Source organism: Arthrobacter woluwensis, assembly GCF_900105345.1.
Taxonomy (GTDB): domain Bacteria; phylum Actinomycetota; class Actinomycetes; order Actinomycetales; family Micrococcaceae; genus Arthrobacter_E; species Arthrobacter_E woluwensis.
Genome location: NZ_FNSN01000003.1, coordinates 3,020,764 through 3,039,744, shown reverse-complemented (window position 1 = coordinate 3,039,744; position 18,981 = coordinate 3,020,764). Strand labels below are relative to the sequence as shown.

Annotated in this window: 18 protein-coding genes; 7 read left to right on the top strand and 11 right to left on the bottom strand. The window is 68.5% G+C overall.

Annotated features, from left to right (window positions below; all coding sequences use genetic code 11):
• Positions 1–50 precede the first annotated feature (50 nt).
• On the bottom strand, positions 51–770 hold the full coding sequence (locus tag BLV63_RS14385) for a FadR/GntR family transcriptional regulator (RefSeq protein WP_066214553.1): 720 nt from the start codon (positions 768–770) through the stop codon (positions 51–53).
• An 869-nt stretch (positions 771–1,639) separates the two neighbouring features.
• On the opposite strand from BLV63_RS14385, the gene BLV63_RS14375 reads away from it, so the two are divergent.
• Positions 1,640–1,987 carry a hypothetical protein gene (locus BLV63_RS14375; protein WP_306306602.1) on the top strand — a complete coding sequence of 116 codons (348 nt, stop codon included), beginning with the start codon at positions 1,640–1,642 and terminating at the stop codon, positions 1,985–1,987.
• A 130-nt stretch (positions 1,988–2,117) separates the two neighbouring features.
• On the opposite strand, the gene trhA is transcribed toward BLV63_RS14375, so the two are convergent.
• Complete coding sequence (trhA, locus tag BLV63_RS14370) at positions 2,118–2,813, bottom strand: PAQR family membrane homeostasis protein TrhA (protein WP_066214555.1); 696 nt, start codon at positions 2,811–2,813, stop codon at positions 2,118–2,120.
• 139 nt (positions 2,814–2,952) lie between these two features.
• Here trhA and BLV63_RS14365 point away from each other — a divergent pair, with 139 nt between their 5' ends.
• Positions 2,953–3,714 carry an isoprenyl transferase gene (locus BLV63_RS14365; protein WP_066214557.1) on the top strand — a complete coding sequence of 254 codons (762 nt, stop codon included), beginning with the start codon at positions 2,953–2,955 and terminating at the stop codon, positions 3,712–3,714.
• Positions 3,715–3,805: 91 nt separating this feature from the next.
• Here the strand turns inward: BLV63_RS14365 and BLV63_RS14360 are convergent, their stop codons facing one another.
• Complete coding sequence (locus BLV63_RS14360; protein ID WP_082724164.1) at positions 3,806–4,399, bottom strand: GNAT family N-acetyltransferase; 594 nt, start codon at positions 4,397–4,399, stop codon at positions 3,806–3,808.
• Between the two features lie 274 nt (positions 4,400–4,673).
• On the opposite strand from BLV63_RS14360, the gene phoH2 reads away from it, so the two are divergent.
• The gene (gene phoH2, locus BLV63_RS14355) at positions 4,674–6,083 is read left to right on the top strand and encodes an RNA 5'-3' helicase PhoH2 (protein WP_066214561.1); all 1,410 of its coding nucleotides are present in this window, start codon (positions 4,674–4,676) and stop codon (positions 6,081–6,083) included.
• A 63-nt stretch (positions 6,084–6,146) separates the two neighbouring features.
• Here the strand turns inward: phoH2 and BLV63_RS14350 are convergent, their stop codons facing one another.
• Together BLV63_RS14350 and BLV63_RS14345 are read right to left on the bottom strand one after the other, a co-directional pair.
• Positions 6,147–6,758, bottom strand: a complete 612-nt coding sequence (locus BLV63_RS14350; protein WP_066214563.1) for a dihydrofolate reductase family protein — start codon at positions 6,756–6,758, stop codon at positions 6,147–6,149.
• 182 nt (positions 6,759–6,940) lie between these two features.
• Complete coding sequence (locus BLV63_RS14345) at positions 6,941–7,591, bottom strand: GNAT family N-acetyltransferase (protein ID WP_066214565.1); 651 nt, start codon at positions 7,589–7,591, stop codon at positions 6,941–6,943.
• 163 nt (positions 7,592–7,754) lie between these two features.
• On the opposite strand from BLV63_RS14345, the gene BLV63_RS14340 reads away from it, so the two are divergent.
• A complete protein-coding gene (locus BLV63_RS14340; protein WP_066214567.1) occupies positions 7,755–8,423 on the top strand; it encodes an A24 family peptidase in 669 nt (222 codons plus the stop codon).
• A 131-nt stretch (positions 8,424–8,554) separates the two neighbouring features.
• On the opposite strand, the gene BLV63_RS14335 is transcribed toward BLV63_RS14340, so the two are convergent.
• The 3 genes from BLV63_RS14335 to BLV63_RS14325 form a co-directional block, all read right to left on the bottom strand.
• Positions 8,555–9,976, bottom strand: coding sequence for a class II fumarate hydratase (locus BLV63_RS14335; protein ID WP_066214570.1), 1,422 nt, complete (start codon positions 9,974–9,976; stop codon positions 8,555–8,557).
• A 111-nt stretch (positions 9,977–10,087) separates the two neighbouring features.
• On the bottom strand, positions 10,088–10,708 hold the full coding sequence (locus tag BLV63_RS14330; protein WP_066214571.1) for a carbonic anhydrase: 621 nt from the start codon (positions 10,706–10,708) through the stop codon (positions 10,088–10,090).
• A gap of 10 nt (positions 10,709–10,718) precedes the next feature.
• Positions 10,719–11,429 (bottom strand): DUF4245 domain-containing protein, encoded by a 711-nt coding sequence (locus BLV63_RS14325; RefSeq protein ID WP_169795520.1) that lies wholly within the window; start codon positions 11,427–11,429, stop codon positions 10,719–10,721.
• A gap of 196 nt (positions 11,430–11,625) precedes the next feature.
• Between BLV63_RS14325 and glpX the strand changes: the two genes are divergently transcribed.
• From glpX to BLV63_RS14310, 3 genes are all read left to right on the top strand, one after another.
• Complete coding sequence (glpX, locus tag BLV63_RS14320) at positions 11,626–12,660, top strand: class II fructose-bisphosphatase (protein WP_066214573.1); 1,035 nt, start codon at positions 11,626–11,628, stop codon at positions 12,658–12,660.
• Between the two features lie 160 nt (positions 12,661–12,820).
• Positions 12,821–14,095, top strand: coding sequence for a variant leucine-rich repeat-containing protein (locus BLV63_RS14315; protein WP_066214575.1), 1,275 nt, complete (start codon positions 12,821–12,823; stop codon positions 14,093–14,095).
• A 151-nt stretch (positions 14,096–14,246) separates the two neighbouring features.
• The gene (locus BLV63_RS14310; RefSeq protein ID WP_066214577.1) at positions 14,247–15,272 is read left to right on the top strand and encodes a lipid II:glycine glycyltransferase FemX; all 1,026 of its coding nucleotides are present in this window, start codon (positions 14,247–14,249) and stop codon (positions 15,270–15,272) included.
• A 154-nt stretch (positions 15,273–15,426) separates the two neighbouring features.
• Here the strand turns inward: BLV63_RS14310 and manA are convergent, their stop codons facing one another.
• Genes manA through purE form a run of 3 tightly spaced genes read right to left on the bottom strand, consistent with a single transcriptional unit; the run spans position 15,427 to position 18,956 of the window.
• Complete coding sequence (gene manA, locus BLV63_RS14305) at positions 15,427–16,686, bottom strand: mannose-6-phosphate isomerase, class I (RefSeq protein WP_066214579.1); 1,260 nt, start codon at positions 16,684–16,686, stop codon at positions 15,427–15,429.
• A 43-nt stretch (positions 16,687–16,729) separates the two neighbouring features.
• Positions 16,730–18,370, bottom strand: coding sequence for an LCP family protein (locus BLV63_RS14300; protein WP_254780565.1), 1,641 nt, complete (start codon positions 18,368–18,370; stop codon positions 16,730–16,732).
• A gap of 10 nt (positions 18,371–18,380) precedes the next feature.
• Positions 18,381–18,956, bottom strand: a complete 576-nt coding sequence (purE, locus tag BLV63_RS14295; protein WP_066214582.1) for a 5-(carboxyamino)imidazole ribonucleotide mutase — start codon at positions 18,954–18,956, stop codon at positions 18,381–18,383.
• Between the last annotated feature and the right edge of the window lie 25 nt (positions 18,957–18,981).

Genomic DNA, 18,981 nt, shown 5'->3' with positions numbered 1-18,981 from the left:
CCGGGCGGTCATGCCGGGCCTGGGCGGTCCGGTGGGGTCGGTGGTGGAGGTCAGGCTCCGTCGAGGGAGTCGATGGCCGCGGTGACGGCGGCGAGGTGGTCCCGCATGGCGCGCGCGGCGCCGTCGGGGGAGCCGGACTCGATCGCGGTGAGGATCGCACTGTGCTCCTCGTCGGAGACGCGCTGGCGGTCGGCGAGGAGGTTCAGGGTGCCGGACTGTTTGCCGAGCGCTTCGCGGAGATCGCTCACGACGGTCTCGAAGACCTTGTTCCCGCTGGCCCGCGCGATCTGCAGGTGGAACGCCGAGTCCAGGACGACCCAGGCCTCCGGGTCGTCCTCGGAGAGCATGTCGTCCAGGATGCCGCGCAGGGTGTCCAGATCGTCATCGGTGCGACGTTCCGCGGCCAGTGACGCCGCGGGGACCTCGATGTGGGGGCGGGCCTCGGTGAGGTCCCGGGCGGAGTAGCGGCCGAGCACCAGGTCGGTGGAGACGCGCGCGGAGACGACGAATGTGCCCTTGCCGGTGTGGGTCTCGGTCAGGCCGAGGGCGGCGCAGGACCGCAGGGCTTCACGGATCACGGAGCGGCTGACGCCGTACCCGGAGGCGAGGGCGGCCTCGGAGGGGAGCTTGCTGCCGACCGCGAGCGTGCCGTCCTCGATACTCTCCCGGAGCCGCGCGAGCACGGCCTCCTGGGCGCTGACACGGCCCAGAGGAGAAGGCGACGCTGCCTTCGCGCTCTGTCCGGCTGTCATGCTGTCTGACAGGTTCATGTGTCGAGTATGGCCCGGGTCACAAGGGGCTGTCAATCGGGGAGGGGTGATTGAGCTCCAGAAGTTAGGGATGCTCCTCTACGAAGCCGGCCGCCTTCGAGCAGAGACACGTGGAGTATGGTTTGTCTCTCGTGTGGCTTGGTCGACAGGGGCTTTCAGGTTCGTAGGGTGGGAGCGCAGTGAGTCTGAAAACCAAGTGGGGAATGAAGCCCGGAAGGAAATCGATCAGTGACACGGATAGATAAGAGTCTGTTGAATGAGGCCTTTCAGATCCTCATTGAGCATGTCTCAGATGGGTCGCAATCGGTGGACATCGATGGAGACTACTTCTGGTCAGTGCCTCCTAGTGTCCAAGAGGACATGAACTCCGACCCCGAGCTGACTGTCGGTCAGTATTCGGAGTGTCTTGAACATCTGGAGTCTGTCGTAGAAGATCCGGAGAATGCTGTCGGTTATGCACTCGTGTGGCTTGCAGATGTGCTGAGAGCTGTCGGCGCTCGCGAAGCAGGGTGATGAAGTCTTTCTGCGATCTGCCGTGCACGCTTTCCGTGCATGTCTCGGGACCGCCCGCCGGCGCGTCATGGACGGAACATTCCCGCTCCGAGCGAACTAATCAGGCAAGCTATTTGGAATTCGCCTACGCACTCCCGAGGACCTGGGCCAGGGCCTCGCCGAGCCGGCCGTGCGCCCCGTCCTGCAGGTCGGAGACGGTGCAGCGCAGGGGTCTTGGCTGGATCCCTTCGGCGCAGCTTGGCCGCGGACGCTTTCCCCCGTAGGGAGTAGGGTTGGCGGCACTGACCATGGCCGGCGTTTCGCTGGCGGCACTCGCGCTGCCCGCCAGATCCGGCGTCGAGACAAGGGGGAGGCCCGTGCCCGAGAGCACTGAGCTGCCGGAGATCGAGCTGCCGGAGATCGCCCGGCCTGAGATCGTGTGTCTCTGCGGGTCGATGCGGTTCGCGGAGGAGTTCCGGGCCGCGCAGCGGGAGCTGGGCCTCGCCGGGGCGATCGTGGTCGCTCCGGTCGAATCGGGCTGGTCCGGTGAAACCCTCACCGAGGAGCGGAAGGCGCTTCTGGGCGAACTGCATCTCCGGAAGATCGACTTGGCGGATCGCGTCGTGGTCATCAACCCGGGTGGCTACGTCGGCGAGTCCACACAGCGCGAGATCGCCTACGCCCGAGCGGCGGGGAAGCCGGTGGCGTTCACTCACTCTGCCTGAGCGGCTGCCGCGCTGACGCGAACGGCCGCGGCCGACGACGTCGGGACGGCACCCGCCCGCCGCGGTGCACCGGGTGCCGCCCCGGCGTCGCGCACGACAGTGCCGACTGAGCGGCCGCTGCCGCGCAGCCTCAGCCCAGAACGCTGAAGAAGATCGCGACCAGGTGGCAGGTGAAACCGAGCACCGTGAAGGCGTGGAAGAGCTCGTGGAAGCCGAAGAACTGGTAGCTGAAGTTCGGGCGCTTGAGGCCGTAGAACACGGCGCCCGCGATGTAGAACGCGCCGCCGCAGCAGATCAGGATCGCGGCCGGGACGCTCGCCGCGAAGAACTGCGGGAGGAAGAGCAGCGCCGCGCAGCCGAGGGCCACGTAGATGGGGACGTAGAGCCAGCGGGGCGCGTGCAGCCAGAGCAGCCGGAACGCGACGCCCGCCAGCGCACCGCCCCAGATGAGCCAGAGGACGAGGGTCGCGGTCGGGCGGTCGAGCAGGGTCCAGGCCAAGGGGGTGTAACTGCCCGCGATCACCAGCATGATGTTCGTGTGGTCCAGGCGCTTCAGGATGGCCTTGACCTTGGGGCTCCAGCTGCCGCGGTGGTAGACCGCGCTGACTGTGAAGAGCATGAGGCCCGTCAGGGCGTAGACGGCCGAGACGATCTTCCGGTCCGGCGTCGGAGCGAGGCAGATCAGGACGATGCTCGCCGCCAGAGCGAGAGGCGCCGCCACGGCGTGGATCCATCCCCGCCAGGCGGGCTTGATGGCCAGCATTTCGGCGCGGGCCGCGAGGCGGGCGGCAGGGGACGAAGGCTGTTGGGGAGCTACTGACCGCATGCCTCCATGCTAACTTACGCTTCCGTAGGTTACCCACCAGTAACCTGAAAGCTGCCCCGGAATGCGTTCCTCAGGCGGTAGCCTTGGACACGGAAGTCCCGCGGCGCGGGTACGCGCGAACGGGAAGAGGTGGGACTTGATGAGCATTCAGGATTTCCTCTACGGCATGTACGAACGCCGCCTGGAACACGGGCTGGCCAAGGACCGTATCCCGGGCCATATCGGGGTCATGGTGGACGGCAACCGGCGCTGGGCCAAGCAGTTCAACGCACCCTCCAGCCGGGGACATCAGGCCGGCGCGGACAAGATCCTGGAATTCCTGCACTGGTGCCAGGAGCTCGGCGTCAAGGTCGTCACCCTCTACATGCTCTCCACCGACAACATGAGCCGGTCCTCCGAAGAACTCGACGAACTCATGGCGATCATCGCGGACACCCTCGACCGCCTGGACGAGGACGAGAACATCTCCGTCCACGCGATGGGCGCCCCCGAACTGCTCCCGGACTACCTCGCCGAACGCCTCAACCGCCTGACCCATAAGACCCCGGTCCAGGAGGCCGTGCACGTCAACGTGGCGGTCGGCTACGGAGGACGGCGCGAGATCGTCGACGCCGTGCGGGCTCTCATGAAGGACGCCGCCGGGAGGGGCGAGACCCTGGAAACCCTGTCCTCCTCGCTGACGGTCGAGGACATCTCGAGTTTCCTCTACACCGCGGGCCAGCCCGACCCCGACCTCGTCATCCGCACCTCCGGAGAACAGCGGCTGTCCGGCTTCCTCATGTGGCAGAGCGCGTACAGCGAGTTCTACTTCTGCGAGGCCCTCTGGCCCGCGTTCCGCAAAGTCGACTTCCTCCGCGCCCTCCGCGACTACGCCGGCCGACAGCGCCGTTTCGGCACCTGACGGTGCCCCATTGCGTTGCGTGCTCAGTTGTTGCGGGTGATTCGGCGGAACACCCGCAACAACTGAGCACACAACGACGACGGCGCGCCGCCTAGCCGCGGTACCGCTCGCGGTATTCGGACTCGAGCATGCCGAGATGCACTTTGTCGTGGAACTCGCCGCGGTGGAACACGGCGTCGCGCTCCCGGCCCTCCTCCACGAATCCGAGCGAACGGTACAGCCGCAGGGCACGGTCGTTGAAGGACCAGGTGTCCAGGGCGGCTTTGTGGGCGGCCATCTCTTCGAAGACCACCCTCAGCATCACCCGCAGGGCGTCCCCGCCGAAGCCCTGCCCCTGATAGCGGGGACCGATCATGATGGCGAGCGTCGCCGTCCGGACCCGGGGATTCATGCCCCAGGCGGTCACGTGCCCCACCAGCTCGCCGCCCTGGGACATCTCGCCGCTCTGGGCGATGATGCTGAATCCCGCGGCCTTCATGGAGTCGTTCTTGCTCCACTGCTGGAACATTTCGGTGATGTCCTCGGTGGGAAGCGGCGAGGTGGTGTAGCGCTGGAGCACGGCGAGTCCGGGATCGTTCCACCAGCCCGTGAGCTCCGGGAGGTCCTCGGGGAGCAGGCCCCGCAGCACCGTCAGTTCGCCTGTGTAGAGCCCGTCCGCCCATTCCTGCATCGTCGTCGTCGCCATGAAGCCAGCCTATCGGGGCCGCGTCGGTGGTCCCGCGCCCGGCCGTTCACGGAAAATTAACGCCGCGCTTGCCGTGGCGGCTGTCCTGGCGGTGCCGCCGGGGTTAGCGTGGTCCTAACGCCGGGGAACACTCCCGGCGCCACGGGAGGCCATCCATGGAGCGAGGAATCGCACCAGCTGCGGGGGAGGCCGGATCCGGCCTCCGGGCCGACCGCCTCACCTAGATCAATCCGGGCGAGCGCCCGGGGCTGGAGTTGATGTGGCTATTTCCGATGTGACCACCGCGAACGACACGGCGCAGGGCACCGGTGCGAAGAAGAGCACCGCGAAGAAAGCTACCTCTCGCACCACGCGGGGGCGTTCCACGACGGGGACGGCCCCGGACCAGGGGCCCACCGGCCGCAGTTTCGTGATCGACACCTCCGTCCTGCTCTCCGATCCGCGGGCGCTGCTCCGTTTCGCCGAGCACGAGGTGATCGTCCCGGTGGTCGTGATCGCCGAGCTGGAGGGCAAACGCCACGATCCCGAGCTGGGCTACTTCGCCCGCAAGGCGCTGCGGCTGCTGGACGACCTCCGGGTCGAGCACGGCAGCCTTAACAAACCCATCCCGCTCGGGACCGACGGCGGCACGCTGCGGGTGGAACTGAATCACATCAGCGCGGAGGTGCTCCCGGCGGGCTTCCGCTCGGGCGACAACGACGCCCGCATCCTGGCGGTCGCCAAGAACCTCGCCGATGAGGGTCACGACGTCACCGTGGTGTCCAAGGACCTGCCGATGCGCGTGAAAGCCTCCGCCATGGGCCTGGCCGCCGACGAATACCGCAACGAACTCGTCAAGGACACGGGCTGGACGGGCCTGTCCGAGCTGGACGTCACCGAGGAGGAGGTCTCCACCCTCTACGGCCACGAGCCGGTGCTGATCCCGGCCGCCGCCGAGTTGCCGGTGAACACCGGCCTGGTGATGCTCTCGCCACGCGGTTCGGCCCTCGGCCGGGTGGGCGCCGACAAGCAGGTCCGTCTCGTCAAGGGTGACCGCGACGTGTTCGGCCTCCACGGGCGTTCGGCGGAACAGCGGCTGGCGATCGACATGCTGATGGACCCCTCGGTCGGAATCGTGTCACTCGGCGGCCGGGCGGGCACCGGCAAGTCGGCGCTGGCCCTCTGCGCAGGCCTCGAGGCTGTTCTGGAACGACAGGAACACCGGAAAGTGGTGGTCTTCCGGCCTCTGTACGCGGTGGGCGGCCAGGAACTCGGCTACCTGCCCGGTTCCGAGGCGGAGAAGATGAACCCCTGGGCGCAGGCCGTGTTCGACACCCTCGGCGCCCTGGTGTCCCAGGAGGTCGTGGAGGAGGTCATGGACCGCGGCATGCTGGAGGTCCTGCCGCTCACGCACATCCGCGGACGCTCGCTGCACGATTCGTTCGTGATCGTGGACGAGGCCCAGTCCCTGGAGAAGAACGTGCTCCTCACCGTGATGAGCCGCATGGGCCAGAACTCCAAGATCGTCCTCACCCACGACGTCGCGCAGCGCGACAACCTGCGCGTCGGACGCCATGACGGCATCGCCGCCGTCGTCGAGACGCTCAAGGGGCACCCGCTGTTCGCCCACATGACCCTGACGCGGAGCGAGCGCTCGCCGATCGCCGCCCTCGTCACGGAGCTGCTGGAAGGCGCGGAGATCTAGTCCGCCGCTTCCACCCCCCGCGAACCGCCAGTAGGTGCCCGATTCCCTCCCGGAAAAGGGCGCTTAGTGGCGGTTCGGGTACGTGGGCGGGCCGGCGGGCCGGTAGACGAGCGTGAGCACACCGCGGCTGTCGGTGCGCGAGCTGAGCAGTTCGAGCGCGAGGTCCGGGCCGTCCTGCGGGAACAGCCGATCGCCCTGTCCCAGCACGACGGGCACCACCAGGAGGGTCAGCTCGTCCACCAGTCCGCGTTCGAGGAGCCAGCGGACCAGCTTGACGCTCCCATGGACCTGGAGATCACCGCCCGGTGCGTCCTTCAGCTCCCGGATCCGGGCTTCCAGATCCCCGGTGAGCCGGGTGGCGCCCTCCCACGGGGTCGCGGGCTCGGAGGAGGAGACCAAGTACTTGGGAGCGCGGTTCAGGGCATCGGCAATCGCGTGGCCGCCGGGCGGCATCGAACCCCAGTACGGCGCGAACACGTCGTAGGTGGTGCGGCCGAAGAGGAAAGCCCCGGCCCGCTGATAGGTGTCGACGATGAAGCTGAACGTCTCGTCGTCGAACGCGCCCATCGCCCAGCCGCCCCGGGTGAAGCCGTTCCGGAGGTCCTGCTCCGTCGCCCCGCCGTTGCCCTGCGCGACGCCGTCGACGGTCACCTGCGTCATGGTGGTGAGTTTCATGGATGCCACTTCCTTCCTCGCCTCATAGTAGGAGCGGGGCGGCACGAGAGCACGGACTTTTTTCGGGCCCCGCGTCCACGCGAACCGCCACTAGGCGCCCGAATCCGTGGGGTATTCGGGCACCTGCTGGCGGTTCGCGTGGAGGTCAGGGGCGGAGCGCGACGGCGGCCGGGGACCCGTGCTCAGGCGTCCAGGCCGATGAAACGGGCGAACGCCTCGTGGCCTTCGACCTCCAGCTCCCAGTCGGGCCGGCGGAAGTCCGCGGCGTCCAGTCGGAGCTGCTGGATCTCGGCGGGACCCTGCGCGGACGGTTCCCGGTGCCGGCCGTTGTCCCGGTACCCCAGGGTGTGTGACACCCCGAGGGACCGTCCGTTCCACACCGCGGCGGCGGACTCCGCGACCTCGGCGCCCAGGTGGTCGAAGGCGTACAGCAGAATGGCGGCCCGCATCTCCTTGCCGAGCCCCTGGCCCTGCGACGACTTCCGCATCCAGGACCCACTCGACACCACCCGGAACGCCGCGAACTCCTTGGCCATGAGGGATTGCGATCCGATCAGCTCCCCGTCGTGCCAGATCCCGAAGGCTAGGTCCCAGTTCTCGGGCGTGAACCGGGAACGCGCGCCCCAGTGGAACTGCGCCGTGTTCGCCGGGAGCTCGTGCTCCGGCGCCTCGGACCAGGCGACGGAGAAAGGCGATTTGCCGGGCTCGTGAATGCCGGACCGGACGGCCGCGATGAGCTGGGGGAGTTCGCTGTCGCGGATCAGGCGCAGCTCCACGCGCGGCGTGCGCAGCACCAGGCCGAACGGCGGGAAGATCTCCTCGAGAGTCAGCATGGCGACGAGTCTAGCCAACTCACTGCTCTGGCCGCCGTGCTGCGCTGGCCGACGCGGTGCTCTGGCCGACGCGTCGGACCGCCGGACCCGCGGAGCCGGGGAGGGCCGCCGGGAGCCCCGGCTGTGAATGGCCCTGCCACAGTGTCCCCGTTAGAGTCGGCCCATGCTCACACGGATGACCCTGCTCTGGGACCTCGGCGCCGGCTGGCCGCTCGCCACTCTCGTCCTTCTGGCCCTGGTGGTGCTCGTCTTCCTGTACGCGGCGGGGCGTCTGGCCTGGATCGATGCGAAGACCCGTCTCCTCCCGGACCGGATCATGCTGCCCTGGGCGGTGGTGTCGGGCGTGCTGTTGCTGGCGGCGTGCGGGTGCGCGGGCAACCTCCCATCCGACGCCGGACGGGTGGCCTACGCTCCGTCGGCGAACGAAGTCTTCAGCCCCGGGGGCTACACCGGCCACGGCGCACCGGGTTCCGCGGAATGGCTCACTTCCCTGGTCGAACAGCGGGAGGATCTGGCCGCGCCTCTCTGGGGCGTCTGGGGATTGCGGGTCGTCGCCGGAGGGGTGCTCGCCTGGCTGTTCCACTTCCTGCTGCGTGCCGTGAGCCCGTCCAGCCTCGGTTTCGGCGACGTGAAACTCGCCGGGGTGCTCGGAATGCACCTGGGGTACGTGGGCTGGTGGCCCCTGCTGCTCGGGACACTGCTCGCCTTCACCCTGGCCGGGCTGACGGCCCTGGTCCTGGTGCTGTCCCGGCGGGTCGGATGGCGTGACTCGATCCCCTTCGGACCGTTCATGATCGCCGGCGCCGCCGTGGCGCTGGCGCTTCCGGCCTGAGGCGAGGACCAGCGCAAAGGCCACCAGCCCACGGCGCCCCGAACCCGGAGATGACGACGACGGCGGGTGATCACCCGCCGTCGTCGTCAGCTCTTCAGTTCAGCTCAGCTCAGTCGCTGAGCAGCGCTGGCTCAGTACTTGCCCGTCATGGTGGTGACGTCGAGGGCCTTGTCCAGGATCTCCTCGGTGACCTTGCCGTCGCCCTCGCCGACGAAACCGAGCTTCTCGGTGGCCTGGCGGATGGTCAGACCCTCCTTGACGGCGGTCTTGGCGATCTTCGCGGCGTTCTCGTAGCCGATGTACTTGTTCAGCGGCGTGACGATGGACGGGGAGGCCTCGGCCAGGAAGCGGGCGCGCTCCTCGTTGGCGCTGATGCCGTCGATCATCTTGTCCGCCATGACACGGGAGGTGTTGGTCAGCAGGCGGATGGACTCGAGCAGGTTCGCGGCCATGACCGGGATGCCCACGTTCAGCTCGAAGGCGCCGTTGGTGGAGGACAGGGCGATGGTGGTGTCGTTGCCGATGACCTGGGCGGCGACCATGATGGCGGCCTCGCAGATCACGGGGTTGACCTTGCCCGGCATGATCGAGGAGCCCGGCTGCAGATCCGGGATGGCGATCTCGCCCAGGCCCGTGTTGGGGCCGGAACCCATCCAGCGAAGGTCGTTGCTGATCTTCATGATGGAGTACGCGATCGTGCGCAGCTGGCCGGAGACCTCGATCAGGCCGTCGCGGTTGGCCTGCGCCTCGAAGTGGTTGCGCGCCTCGGTGATGGGCAGCGCGGTGTCCTCGGCGAGCAGGGCGATGACGCGCTGCGGGAAGCCGTCCGGGGTGTTGATGCCGGTGCCGACGGCGGTGCCGCCCTGGGGGACCTCGGCGACGCGCGGCAGGGAGGCGTGGATGCGCTCGATGCCGTAACGGATCTGGGCCTCGTAGCCGCCGAACTCCTGGCCGAGGGTGACCGGGGTGGCGTCCATGAGGTGCGTGCGGCCGGACTTGACGATGCCCTTGAACTCCTCGGCCTTGCGGGAGAGCGAGGCGGCCAGGTAGGTCAGGGCCGGAACCAGGTCGTTGAGCAGCGCGTTGGTCGCGGCGACGTGCACCGACGTGGGGAACACGTCGTTGGAGGACTGGGAGGCGTTGACGTGGTCGTTCGGGTGGACGACGCGGTCGCTGCCCTTGTCCGCGAAGGAGCGGGTGGCGAGCTCGGCCAGGACCTCGTTCATGTTCATGTTGGAGGAGGTGCCGGAGCCGGTCTGGAAGACGTCGATCGGGAACTGATCGTCGAATTCACCGGCGGCCACACGGTCCGCGGCGTCGGCGATGGCGTCGGCGAGATCTCCATCGATCACTCCGAGTTCTTCGTTGGCGCGGGCGGCGGCCTTCTTGACCCGGGCAAGCGCTTCGATGTGCTTGCGTTCCAGGGTCTTGCCGGAAATGGGGAAGTTCTCCACGGCACGCTGGGTCTGGGCCTTGTAGAGCGCGTTCACGGGGACGCGGACCTCGCCCATGGTGTCGTGTTCGATGCGGAATTCTTCAGCAGCAGAAGTCATGACCTTACTGTATGACGCACGACGGCGGCGCTGAAACTCGCGTCGCGCCACCGGGGGCGCATGTGGCCGAGGTCATGGCCGGCCCGGCTGCCCGGGCCGGCAGGGCGCGCCTCAGTCCTGGAAGTGCCCGACGCCGGAGACCAGGTCCGCGCGGCCTTCCTCGAGGCGGTAGGCCATGCCCACCACAGCGGTGCGGCCGGCGTCGATGGCCGCCTTGATGGAGGGGGAGCGCTCCACGAGCCGTTCGGCGGTCTGGCGGGTGTGCTCCACCACCATGTCGTTGACCTCGTGGTCGCCGTGGCGCAGGGAGTTCAGCACGGAGGGCGTGATGCGCTCGACCAGGTTGCGGATGTAGCCGCCGGGCATGTCGCCGGAGTCCACGGCCTCCTTGGTCGCCGTCACGGCGCCGCAGTTGTCATGACCCAGGACCACGATCAGGGGGATGCCGAGGACGTCCACGCCGTACTCGAGGGTGCCGAGGACGGCGTCGTCCATGACCTGACCGGCGGTGCGGATGACGAAGGCGTCGCCGAGGCCGAGGTCGAAGATGATCTCGGCGGCGAGACGGGAGTCCGAGCAGCCGAAGATCAGGGTGAAGGGATTCTGGGCGTTGACCAGGGAACTGCGGCGGCTGGCGTCCTGATTGGGATGGGACGACGTGCCCGAGACGAAACGGGCGTTGCCTTCGACGAGTTTCTGCCAGGCCTGCTGGGGGGTCAGATTCGAGCTCACGCCGCTTACTTTACGCGGTGGGGGAGGCTGAGGGGGCGGGCGTGACGGCTGGCGCCGCGTCCACGGCCTTCAGGACGGCGGACGCCACGACGTCGAACTCCTTCAGGTCCGCACGGCCGTTGAGCACGAGGGTGAAGCCTCGGTGCTCCAGAACCAGCGTCTTCGGCCCGGTGCCCTTGTCCCGCAGGGTCCAGTCCTGGCCGTCGATGGTGCGTTTGCCGGTGACGGGAGCGTTGTCCGCGATCTGGGCGACCCAGGTGGGGTTGCCCTTCCGGGTCTGGGTCAGCCCGACGAAGCCCTGGGCGGGGGAGACGAAGCCGACCTCCCAGGCCGGGACGCCCGACTCCGTGCCGGACTTCCAGCGGGCGTAGTTCGGGTGCCAGCCGGAGGGGAGCGCCGGAGCGGCCGGAGTGAAACCCGCCACCGGGGCGGCATTGGCGGACACGGCGGAGACGTCGATCTTCGGGTCGTAGCCGGGCTGCTTCGGCTGGGCGTTCAGGAGGATGACCGGAAGGATGCAGGCGATCGACACCGCCAGCGCGAGGATCATGCCGATCACCGAGGCGTTGGCGCGCTTGGCCGCATTCTTCGAGAGGACCGCCTTGAACCCCGGTTCCCCGGGCAGGGGACCCCGTGCCGAGGCTCCGCCCGCTGCCACGGGAACCGCCTCGGGCGAGGAGTCTTCGGGGGCGGGAAGGGGGGTCTTCGGGGAATCACTCACCCCTCCATGGTCCCCCATCGCACGGGCCCAGCGCCAAACGGCGGGAAGCGGGACTGTGACACTGTTGCACCTGTCACATCACGGCGCAGGGCGGAGGCCGCGGTCTATGATCATTCCGAGGACCGAACACCCCTCTCCCGGCGCCTTCGGAGCCCGGGTCCGAACTTTTCAGCAGAACTCAACGAAGAGGTACACGGTGGCCGCAGCTTCCAGCGCTAGCAAGTATTCAACGATCTCCCCGGACCTCGCGGTCGGGAACGACGAGCCGGACCGCAACCTCGCACTTGAGCTGGTGCGCGTGACCGAGGCCGCGGCGATCGCGGGCGGTCACTGGGTGGGCTTCGGCGACAAGAACAAGGCCGACGGCGCCGCGGTGGATGCCATGCGTTCCTTCCTCAAGACGGTCCACTTCAATGGTGTGGTGGTCATCGGTGAGGGCGAGAAGGACGAAGCCCCCATGCTGTTCAACGGTGAGCAGGTGGGCGACGGCACCGGCCCCGAGTGCGATGTGGCCGTGGATCCGATCGACGGCACCCGTCTGACCGCCCTGGGCATCAACAACGCGCTGGCCGTGCTGGCGGTGGCCGAGCGCGGTTCCATGTTCGACCCGTCCGCCGTGTTCTACATGGAGAAGCTCGTGACGGGTCCGGAAGCCGCCGACATGGTCGACCTCCGCCTGCCGGTGAAGCAGAACCTGCACCTCATCGCCAAGGCCAAGGGCGTGAAGATCAACCAGGTGACCGTCTGTGTGCTGGACCGTGACCGTCACAAGCCGCTCGTGGAGGAGATCCGCGCGGCCGGCGCCCGGACCAAGTTCATCCTCGACGGCGACGTTGCCGGCGCGATCGCGGCGGCCCGCAGCGGGACCGGCGTCGACGCCCTGATGGGCATCGGCGGCACTCCGGAGGGCGTCGTGGCGGCGTGCGCCATCAAGTCTCTCGGCGGCGTCATCCAGGGCCGTCTCTGGCCGACGAGCGACGAGGAGAAGCAGAAGGCGATCGACGCCGGCCACGACCTCGACCGCGTGCTGACCACCAACGATCTCGTCACGAGCGACAACTGCTACTTCGCCGCGACCGGCATCACCGACGGCGACCTGCTGCGCGGTGTGCGGTACCAGAAGGACCGCGTGGTCACGCAGTCGATCGTCATGCGCTCCAAGTCGGGCACCGTGCGCCTGGTCGACGCCGAGCACCACGCCTCCAAGTGGGAGAGCTGGGCGCGCCGCTGAGCCGAACGCTCCTGAGCCACCTCTGACGAAGGGCCATGCCACCGGAAACCCCGGGGCGTGGCCCTTCGCCGTTCGGTGCCTGCGGCCCGCGCTGCCCGGTCCGTCCGATCCGTCCTGTCGCCCGCGCTGCCCGGTCCACGCCGCCGCATACGATGGGGGCATGACGGGCACATACCAGGATGGGGACTGGATCGCGGCGCAGGATCCGGGCGCACCGCCCGGGCTGCTGTCCGAGATCGCCTTCCGGCGCTGGGACCTCCATCCGGTGCTCGAGGCCAATCCGGCCCTGCGACCGGAACTCCGGCAGTGGATCGCCCAGGTCAATCCTCCTCATCTGCGGCGGTACCCCGCGGCCGGCGCCCAGCCCGTCGGATATGTCGGATACGGCGGGCAGCAGCCCGGGTCCCCCCAGCCCGGCTTCCCACAACTCGCAGTGCCGCAACAGGCGCCCGGGTACGGCCAGAGCGGCCCTGCCGGCGCGTATCCCCAGGCCGGGTATGCGTCCGGAGGCTATGGACCGGGGATGGCGGGGCCGGGGGTCCCGCGGAAGAGCGGTCCTGGTCGGTGGATCGCCGGCTGTGGCTGCCTGGCGCTGGTGTTCGTGCTGGTCCTGGTGGGTTTCGGCCTGGGCGGGCTCAACGCGATCTTCTCGGCGGGGGATCGGCAGGGACGGCCCGGAGCGGCGCAGAAGCCGCTGATCAACGGCCCGTCGGCCAGCCCGGGCGCGCAGGAGCAGCTCCGCGCCTTCGATGCGGAGATGGCGAAGTTCGATCAGCTGGCGGCCACGCTCAAGAACAATCCGGTGGCGCCCATCGTCGCTGACGCCCGCAGTCTCCGTTCGCTCGAGACGCGGGCGAAGACCCCCGGTCTGAGTGCTCGGTCCGCGACGAATCTGACCGCGGAAGCGCGGCAGATGCGGCAGAAGCTGGAACAGCGGATCGCCGCGGCGAAGGTGCGCCGGGCCAACGCCTCGGGGTCGGTGTCCGAAGGACTCGTGGACAGCGCGGGGAACGGCTTCATCGACATCCGCTGGGATGCGGCCACGGCCTGTGGCAAGGCGAAGTCCAAGACGGGCCAGACGGTCGGCTGCGTGAAGGGGTCCGACCCCCTGACGGTGCACTTACTGCCGGAAAGTGAGTTCTCCGAGGACTGGGACCTGCGGATGACGGTGATCCACGAGCTGGCCCACGCCTATCAGCGGGCCGACGAGTGGTCCTCTGCGGGCAGCGAAAGCCGGGCGGACCGACTGGTGGCCCGCGGGCTCTTCCAGAAGAGCGACGAGAAGATGGCCGACTGCTACTCGCTCACCTATTACAACGAATGGTCGCTGGAACGGAACGGCTACAGGGTGGGCTACGGATACGTCTGCAATGCGTCGGAACGTCAGGCGATCCGTTCCTGGGCGGCCGCGATCAAAGCTCCGATGCCGAAATAGCCGCCGGCGCTCCGGCGCCGATCCCCGCTCGGGGAATTCAAGGGCGCCCGGTAATTCATGAAAAGGACATTCTCTTTTTCGCATTTCGGGATATCCTCGGAGAAAAAGAATTCGATCAAACACTTTTATCGCACCATGTAGACTGGAGACCATGGTTGACGTGAAGGTGTGCACCGAACAGGCGGCATGGGATGCCCATATCAGGGAGCACGGCGGGCACCCGCTGCAGCTCTGGGGCTGGGGGACCCTCAAGGAGCGCGGAGCATGGCGCGCGGCTCGTCTGCAGGTGGTCGACGGCGAGAAGGTCATCGGCGCCGCACAGGTCCTCCGCCGTTCGCTGCCCTTCCCGTTCCGTTCCTTCCTCTACGTCCCCCGCGGGCCCGTCTGCGCCCCGGAAGACCGCGGCCGCGTGCTCAAGGCCCTCCGCGACTACCTGAAGAAGAACTACTCCGGCAAGGCCGTCAACATCATGATCGAGCCGGACTGGGAGGGCTCCATGCCCGCCGGATCCGAGGAGTGGAAGCCGGCCCGCAACAAGCTTCTGCTGGGCGACACGCTCGTCCTGGACCTCACCCAGGATGAGGAGACGCTGCTGGCCGCCATGCATCAGAAGCGCCGCCAGGACATCAGGAAATTCGGGAACAAAGGTTTCGAACTCCGCGAGGTGACCGATCACGCGGGAATCGCGCGGTGCCTGGAGATTTACAAGGAAATCGCGGACCGCGCCGGATTCGAATTGCACGACGACGCCTATTATTACGCGATTTTCGATGATCTGGGCGAAGGCAGCCCGGTCTACGAATTGGTGGATGCCGACGGCGAGACCGTGGGCTTCCAGTTCCTGCTGGTCACGCCGCGGGTCGCGTTCGCCCTCTACGGCGGCGTGAACGCCAAGGGCCGTAAGCTCCGGGCCAACGGCGGGTTCGAGTGGGAGTGCATGAAGCTCATGAAGTCCCAGGGCGTGGAGCAGTTCGACCTCAACGGTCTCCTGAACGACCGCATCAGCGACTTCAAGCGGTACTTCGCCAAGCACGAGAACCACTTCGTGGGCAGCTACGCCCTGCCGCTGTCCGTGGCCAACCCCCTATGGGAGGTGGCCCTGCCCCAGGCGAAGAAGGTCATGAGCAAGTCTCGCGGCCTGCTCGCCAAGGTCAAGGCCAAGATCCAGGGGGCCTGATCCGCTTGGCGTACAGGGCTGCGCAGCCCTGAACGGAACGAAGGCGTGGTCCCCGCAGTCGAATCCTCCCGGATTCCGCTGCGGGGACCACGCCTTCGTCGTGCCGGACGCGTCCGGACCGCGGTATTAACTCAGGCGGGCTTTCATCCGCCGCTCACAGGGCGGGGGAGACACCCATCCCCGTGCTGACGGCGAACGCCAGCACGTCGTCGTCGCCGTCCGTGGCGATCGCTCCGGTCCGCACCGCCGGGTGTGCCGTCACGGGATCCTCGGAGGCCGGGATGAAGGCGCTCTCGCCACGCTGCAGGATCAGCTCACCCTGAGGGGAGTCCAGGCGGAGCGCGCCGCGCACCACCAGGACGACCGTGCCGCCGTCCTGCCGGACGGCGAGGTGTTCGGTTCCTTCGCGCAGCTCGATGCGCTGCAGGGCGAACTCGCGGAACGGCGGGGTGAAGACCTCCTGGCCGAGCAGCGTCTCCTCGCGGGGCGTGCGGGGCACCTCCGGCAGGGGGGTGAAGTCCACGGTGGCCAGGAGCTCGGGGACGTCGACGTGCTTGGGGGTCAGCCCGCCCCGCAGCACATTGTCCGAGTTCGCCATGACTTCGATCCCGAGGCCCTCCAGATACGCGTGCACGTTCCCGGCCGGCAGGTGGATCGCATCGCCCGGCGCCAGCTCCACCAGATGGAGCAGGAGGGAGACGAGGACACCCGGATCGCCCGGGTACTTGTCCTGGAGATCCGCGGCGGCGTCCAGTGCGGGGCGGTTCGGGTCGTCCAAGGCCAGGCCGTCGGCGACGGCCCGCAGGGACGATGTCGCGGCGGCCAGCCCGTCACCGCCGGCGAGCAGGGCCGCGAAGGCGGTCCGGAGCGGCTCAGCCCCGCGCAGGGCGGCGACGATCCCCGCGGCGTGGTTCCGCGCGTCGTCGTCCGAGGCGTCAGCGGCCAGCGCCTCGAACAGCGCCACCGACTGCTCCACCGGACGGAAACCGCACAGTGCCCGGAACGGGGTCAGGGCGAGGATCATCTCCGGCTTGTGGTTGTCGTCCTTGTAGTTGCGCCAGGCGGCGTCGCGGGGGACCCCCGCGGCCTCCTCCCGGGCGAAGCCTTCCCGGGCCTGCTCCAGACTCGGATGCACCTGGAGGGACAGGGGCTCGGCTGCGGCGAGGACCTTCATCAGGAACGGCAGCCGCGGGCCGAAGGCCGCCGCGCTGTCCGCCCCCAGGAAATACGCCGGATCGCCGGCGATGACCTCGTCGAGGCCTTCCCCTCCGGGCACCCGCGAGGGGGAGTCCGGGTGGGCGCCGAGCCACAGCTCCGCCTCCGGCCCTCCCGAGGGGGCACGGCCCAGCAGCTCGGCAATGGCGGTGGTGGATCCCCAGGCGTAGGGGCGCAGCTCATTGTCCAGACGAAGCATCACGGGTGTCCTTTCGGGATCGGGAGGGGGCCGGGGGACCGGGTCAGAGAGCGGCGCAATTGCCGTTCTTCGCCAGCAGCTGGTCCAGGGTCTGGTAGTCCTGGGCATCGTAGAGCGAGTTGAGGTACTGGGCCGTGATGGGCTGGCCGTCCGGACGGGTGGTGCTCAGCGGGAAGTCCGGCGGCAGCTCGTCCGTGAGGGGCGGGCGGACCGCGCCCTGTGCCTGCACTCCGGTCCCGGGCGCGACAGCGGCGGACACCGTGCCGCCCTCGCTCACCGTTCCGGGCTGCAGCGGCGCCGCGGCCTTGGCCGCTTTGCCCGTCGCCTTGGCCAGCAGGGCCTTGACCTTCGAATGGATGAGATCGAAGTTCGGATCACCCAGGCTGAAGTCGGCGGGGAAGTCCGGCGGGCCGACCGTCATCCGCACCGTCGGCTGACCCTTGGCCTTGGCGGCCAGGTCCACGAAGCCGCCCAGCTGGCCCTGCGGGATGTCCGTGTCCACCACGTGCGCGCCGGCCTTGGCGATCGCCTCGAACTTGGTGATCACGGTGGCCGGGTCGAGCTGCTTGATCATGGCCTGCTGCACGCACTGCTGGCGCTGGACACGGGCGAAATCGTCCACGTTCTCACGGGAGCGGGCGAACCACTGGGCCTGGAACCCGTTGAGGGTCTGGTTGCCGGGGTGGATCCATCCGTCCGGCTTGACGTGCCGGGTGTCGCTCCCGGGCAGCATCCCGCCACTGATGGGCACCCAGGCGCCCACCCGCATCTTGACCCCGCCCATGGCGTCGATCAACTGGGCGAACCCGTCCATGTCGATCAGGGCGTAGGCCTGGATGGTGATGCCGAGGGTGCCGGAGATGGCGTCTTTGGTGGCTTCGGCGCCGGCGTTCTTCCCCGGGCCGTAGAGGTCCTTGTGGTTGTTGGTGGCGTCCGTGTAGACCGCGTTCAGGAGACAGTTCAGCGCATCAGGCTCGCAATTGTTGAAGCCGTCCGGGTAGATGCGGTGCATGGGCGAGCTGTCCGGGAACTTCGCGTACTGGAGGGAACGCGGCACGGAGATGATCGCGGAGGCGCCGGTGGTGGCGTCGATGCTGATGACGGACATGCTGTCCGGGCGGAGACCTTCGCGGCCCTCGCCGGCGTCGCCGCCGAGCAGCGCGATGTTGTAGCGGCCGTCCACCGGGTCGAAGGGCGGCCGGCCGGCGTCGAATACATCTCCCAGGGCGCCGCGGGCCACGTTGACCAGGTACGCGCCGTAGCCGAGCGCTCCGCAGCTCAGCACCATGAGGACCACGAGCACGGCGGCCACGGGGGCCTTCCAGCGTGGCGGCAGGATGGCGAGGCGGCAGAGGCGGAAGGTGTTCACCCACACGAGCACCCAGCCGATCAGGAGCGCCACGAGACCGATCATCCAGACCACCATGAGGACCGGGTGGGTCAGGATCGAGAGGAGCAGGGCGCGGTTCAGGAGGGCGAGCACCAGCGCGAGGAGCACAAGGGCCCAGACCGCGAAGGTGACCCGCAGCGCGATGCGCCCGAATCGGCGGTCACCGGCCACCACCTGGGCGGATCCCGGAACCAGAAGGGTGAGGGCGATCAGGACCCAGGCACGGCGCACCCGGTCGCCCGGCTCCGCCTCCTGAGGCCGGCGGATCGGGTCGTCCAGGCGGTTGCGGCTCATCATGGCGCCTCTAGGCCTGCGCCTCATCCGCTGTCGAACCGAGGGGCACTCCGGAGGCCCCGAAGACCTCCGCGGCCTTGGCCCGCAACGAGGCGCCCTTGGCCGAGGCGACGGCGTTCAGGCTTTCGGAGAAGCGGAGCAGATCCTCGCGGAGGGACTGTGCGAACTCGCCCTCCCCGGCGGCGAGCATGCGCACCGCCAGGAGCCCGGCGTTGCGTGCGCCGCCGATGGAGACCGTCGCCACCGGCACACCGGCCGGCATCTGCACGATCGAGAGCAGTGAATCCATGCCGTCCAGGGTCTTGAGCGGCACGGGGACGCCGATGACGGGCAGGGGAGTGACGGAGGCGAGCATCCCCGGAAGGTGGGCGGCGCCGCCGGCTCCCGCGATGATGATGCGCAGTCCGCGCTCGTGGGCCTGCTGGCCGTAGCGGATCATCTCGGTCGGCATGCGGTGGGCGGAGACGACGTCGGCTTCAAACGGCACGCCGAACTCGTGCAGGGCCTCGGCGGCGGCCTCCATGACGGGCCAGTCGGAGTCCGAACCCATGACGAGTCCTACAAGGGGAGTGGTGTTGCTGCTCATGCGTGTCCGATCGTTGTCTGGGGAT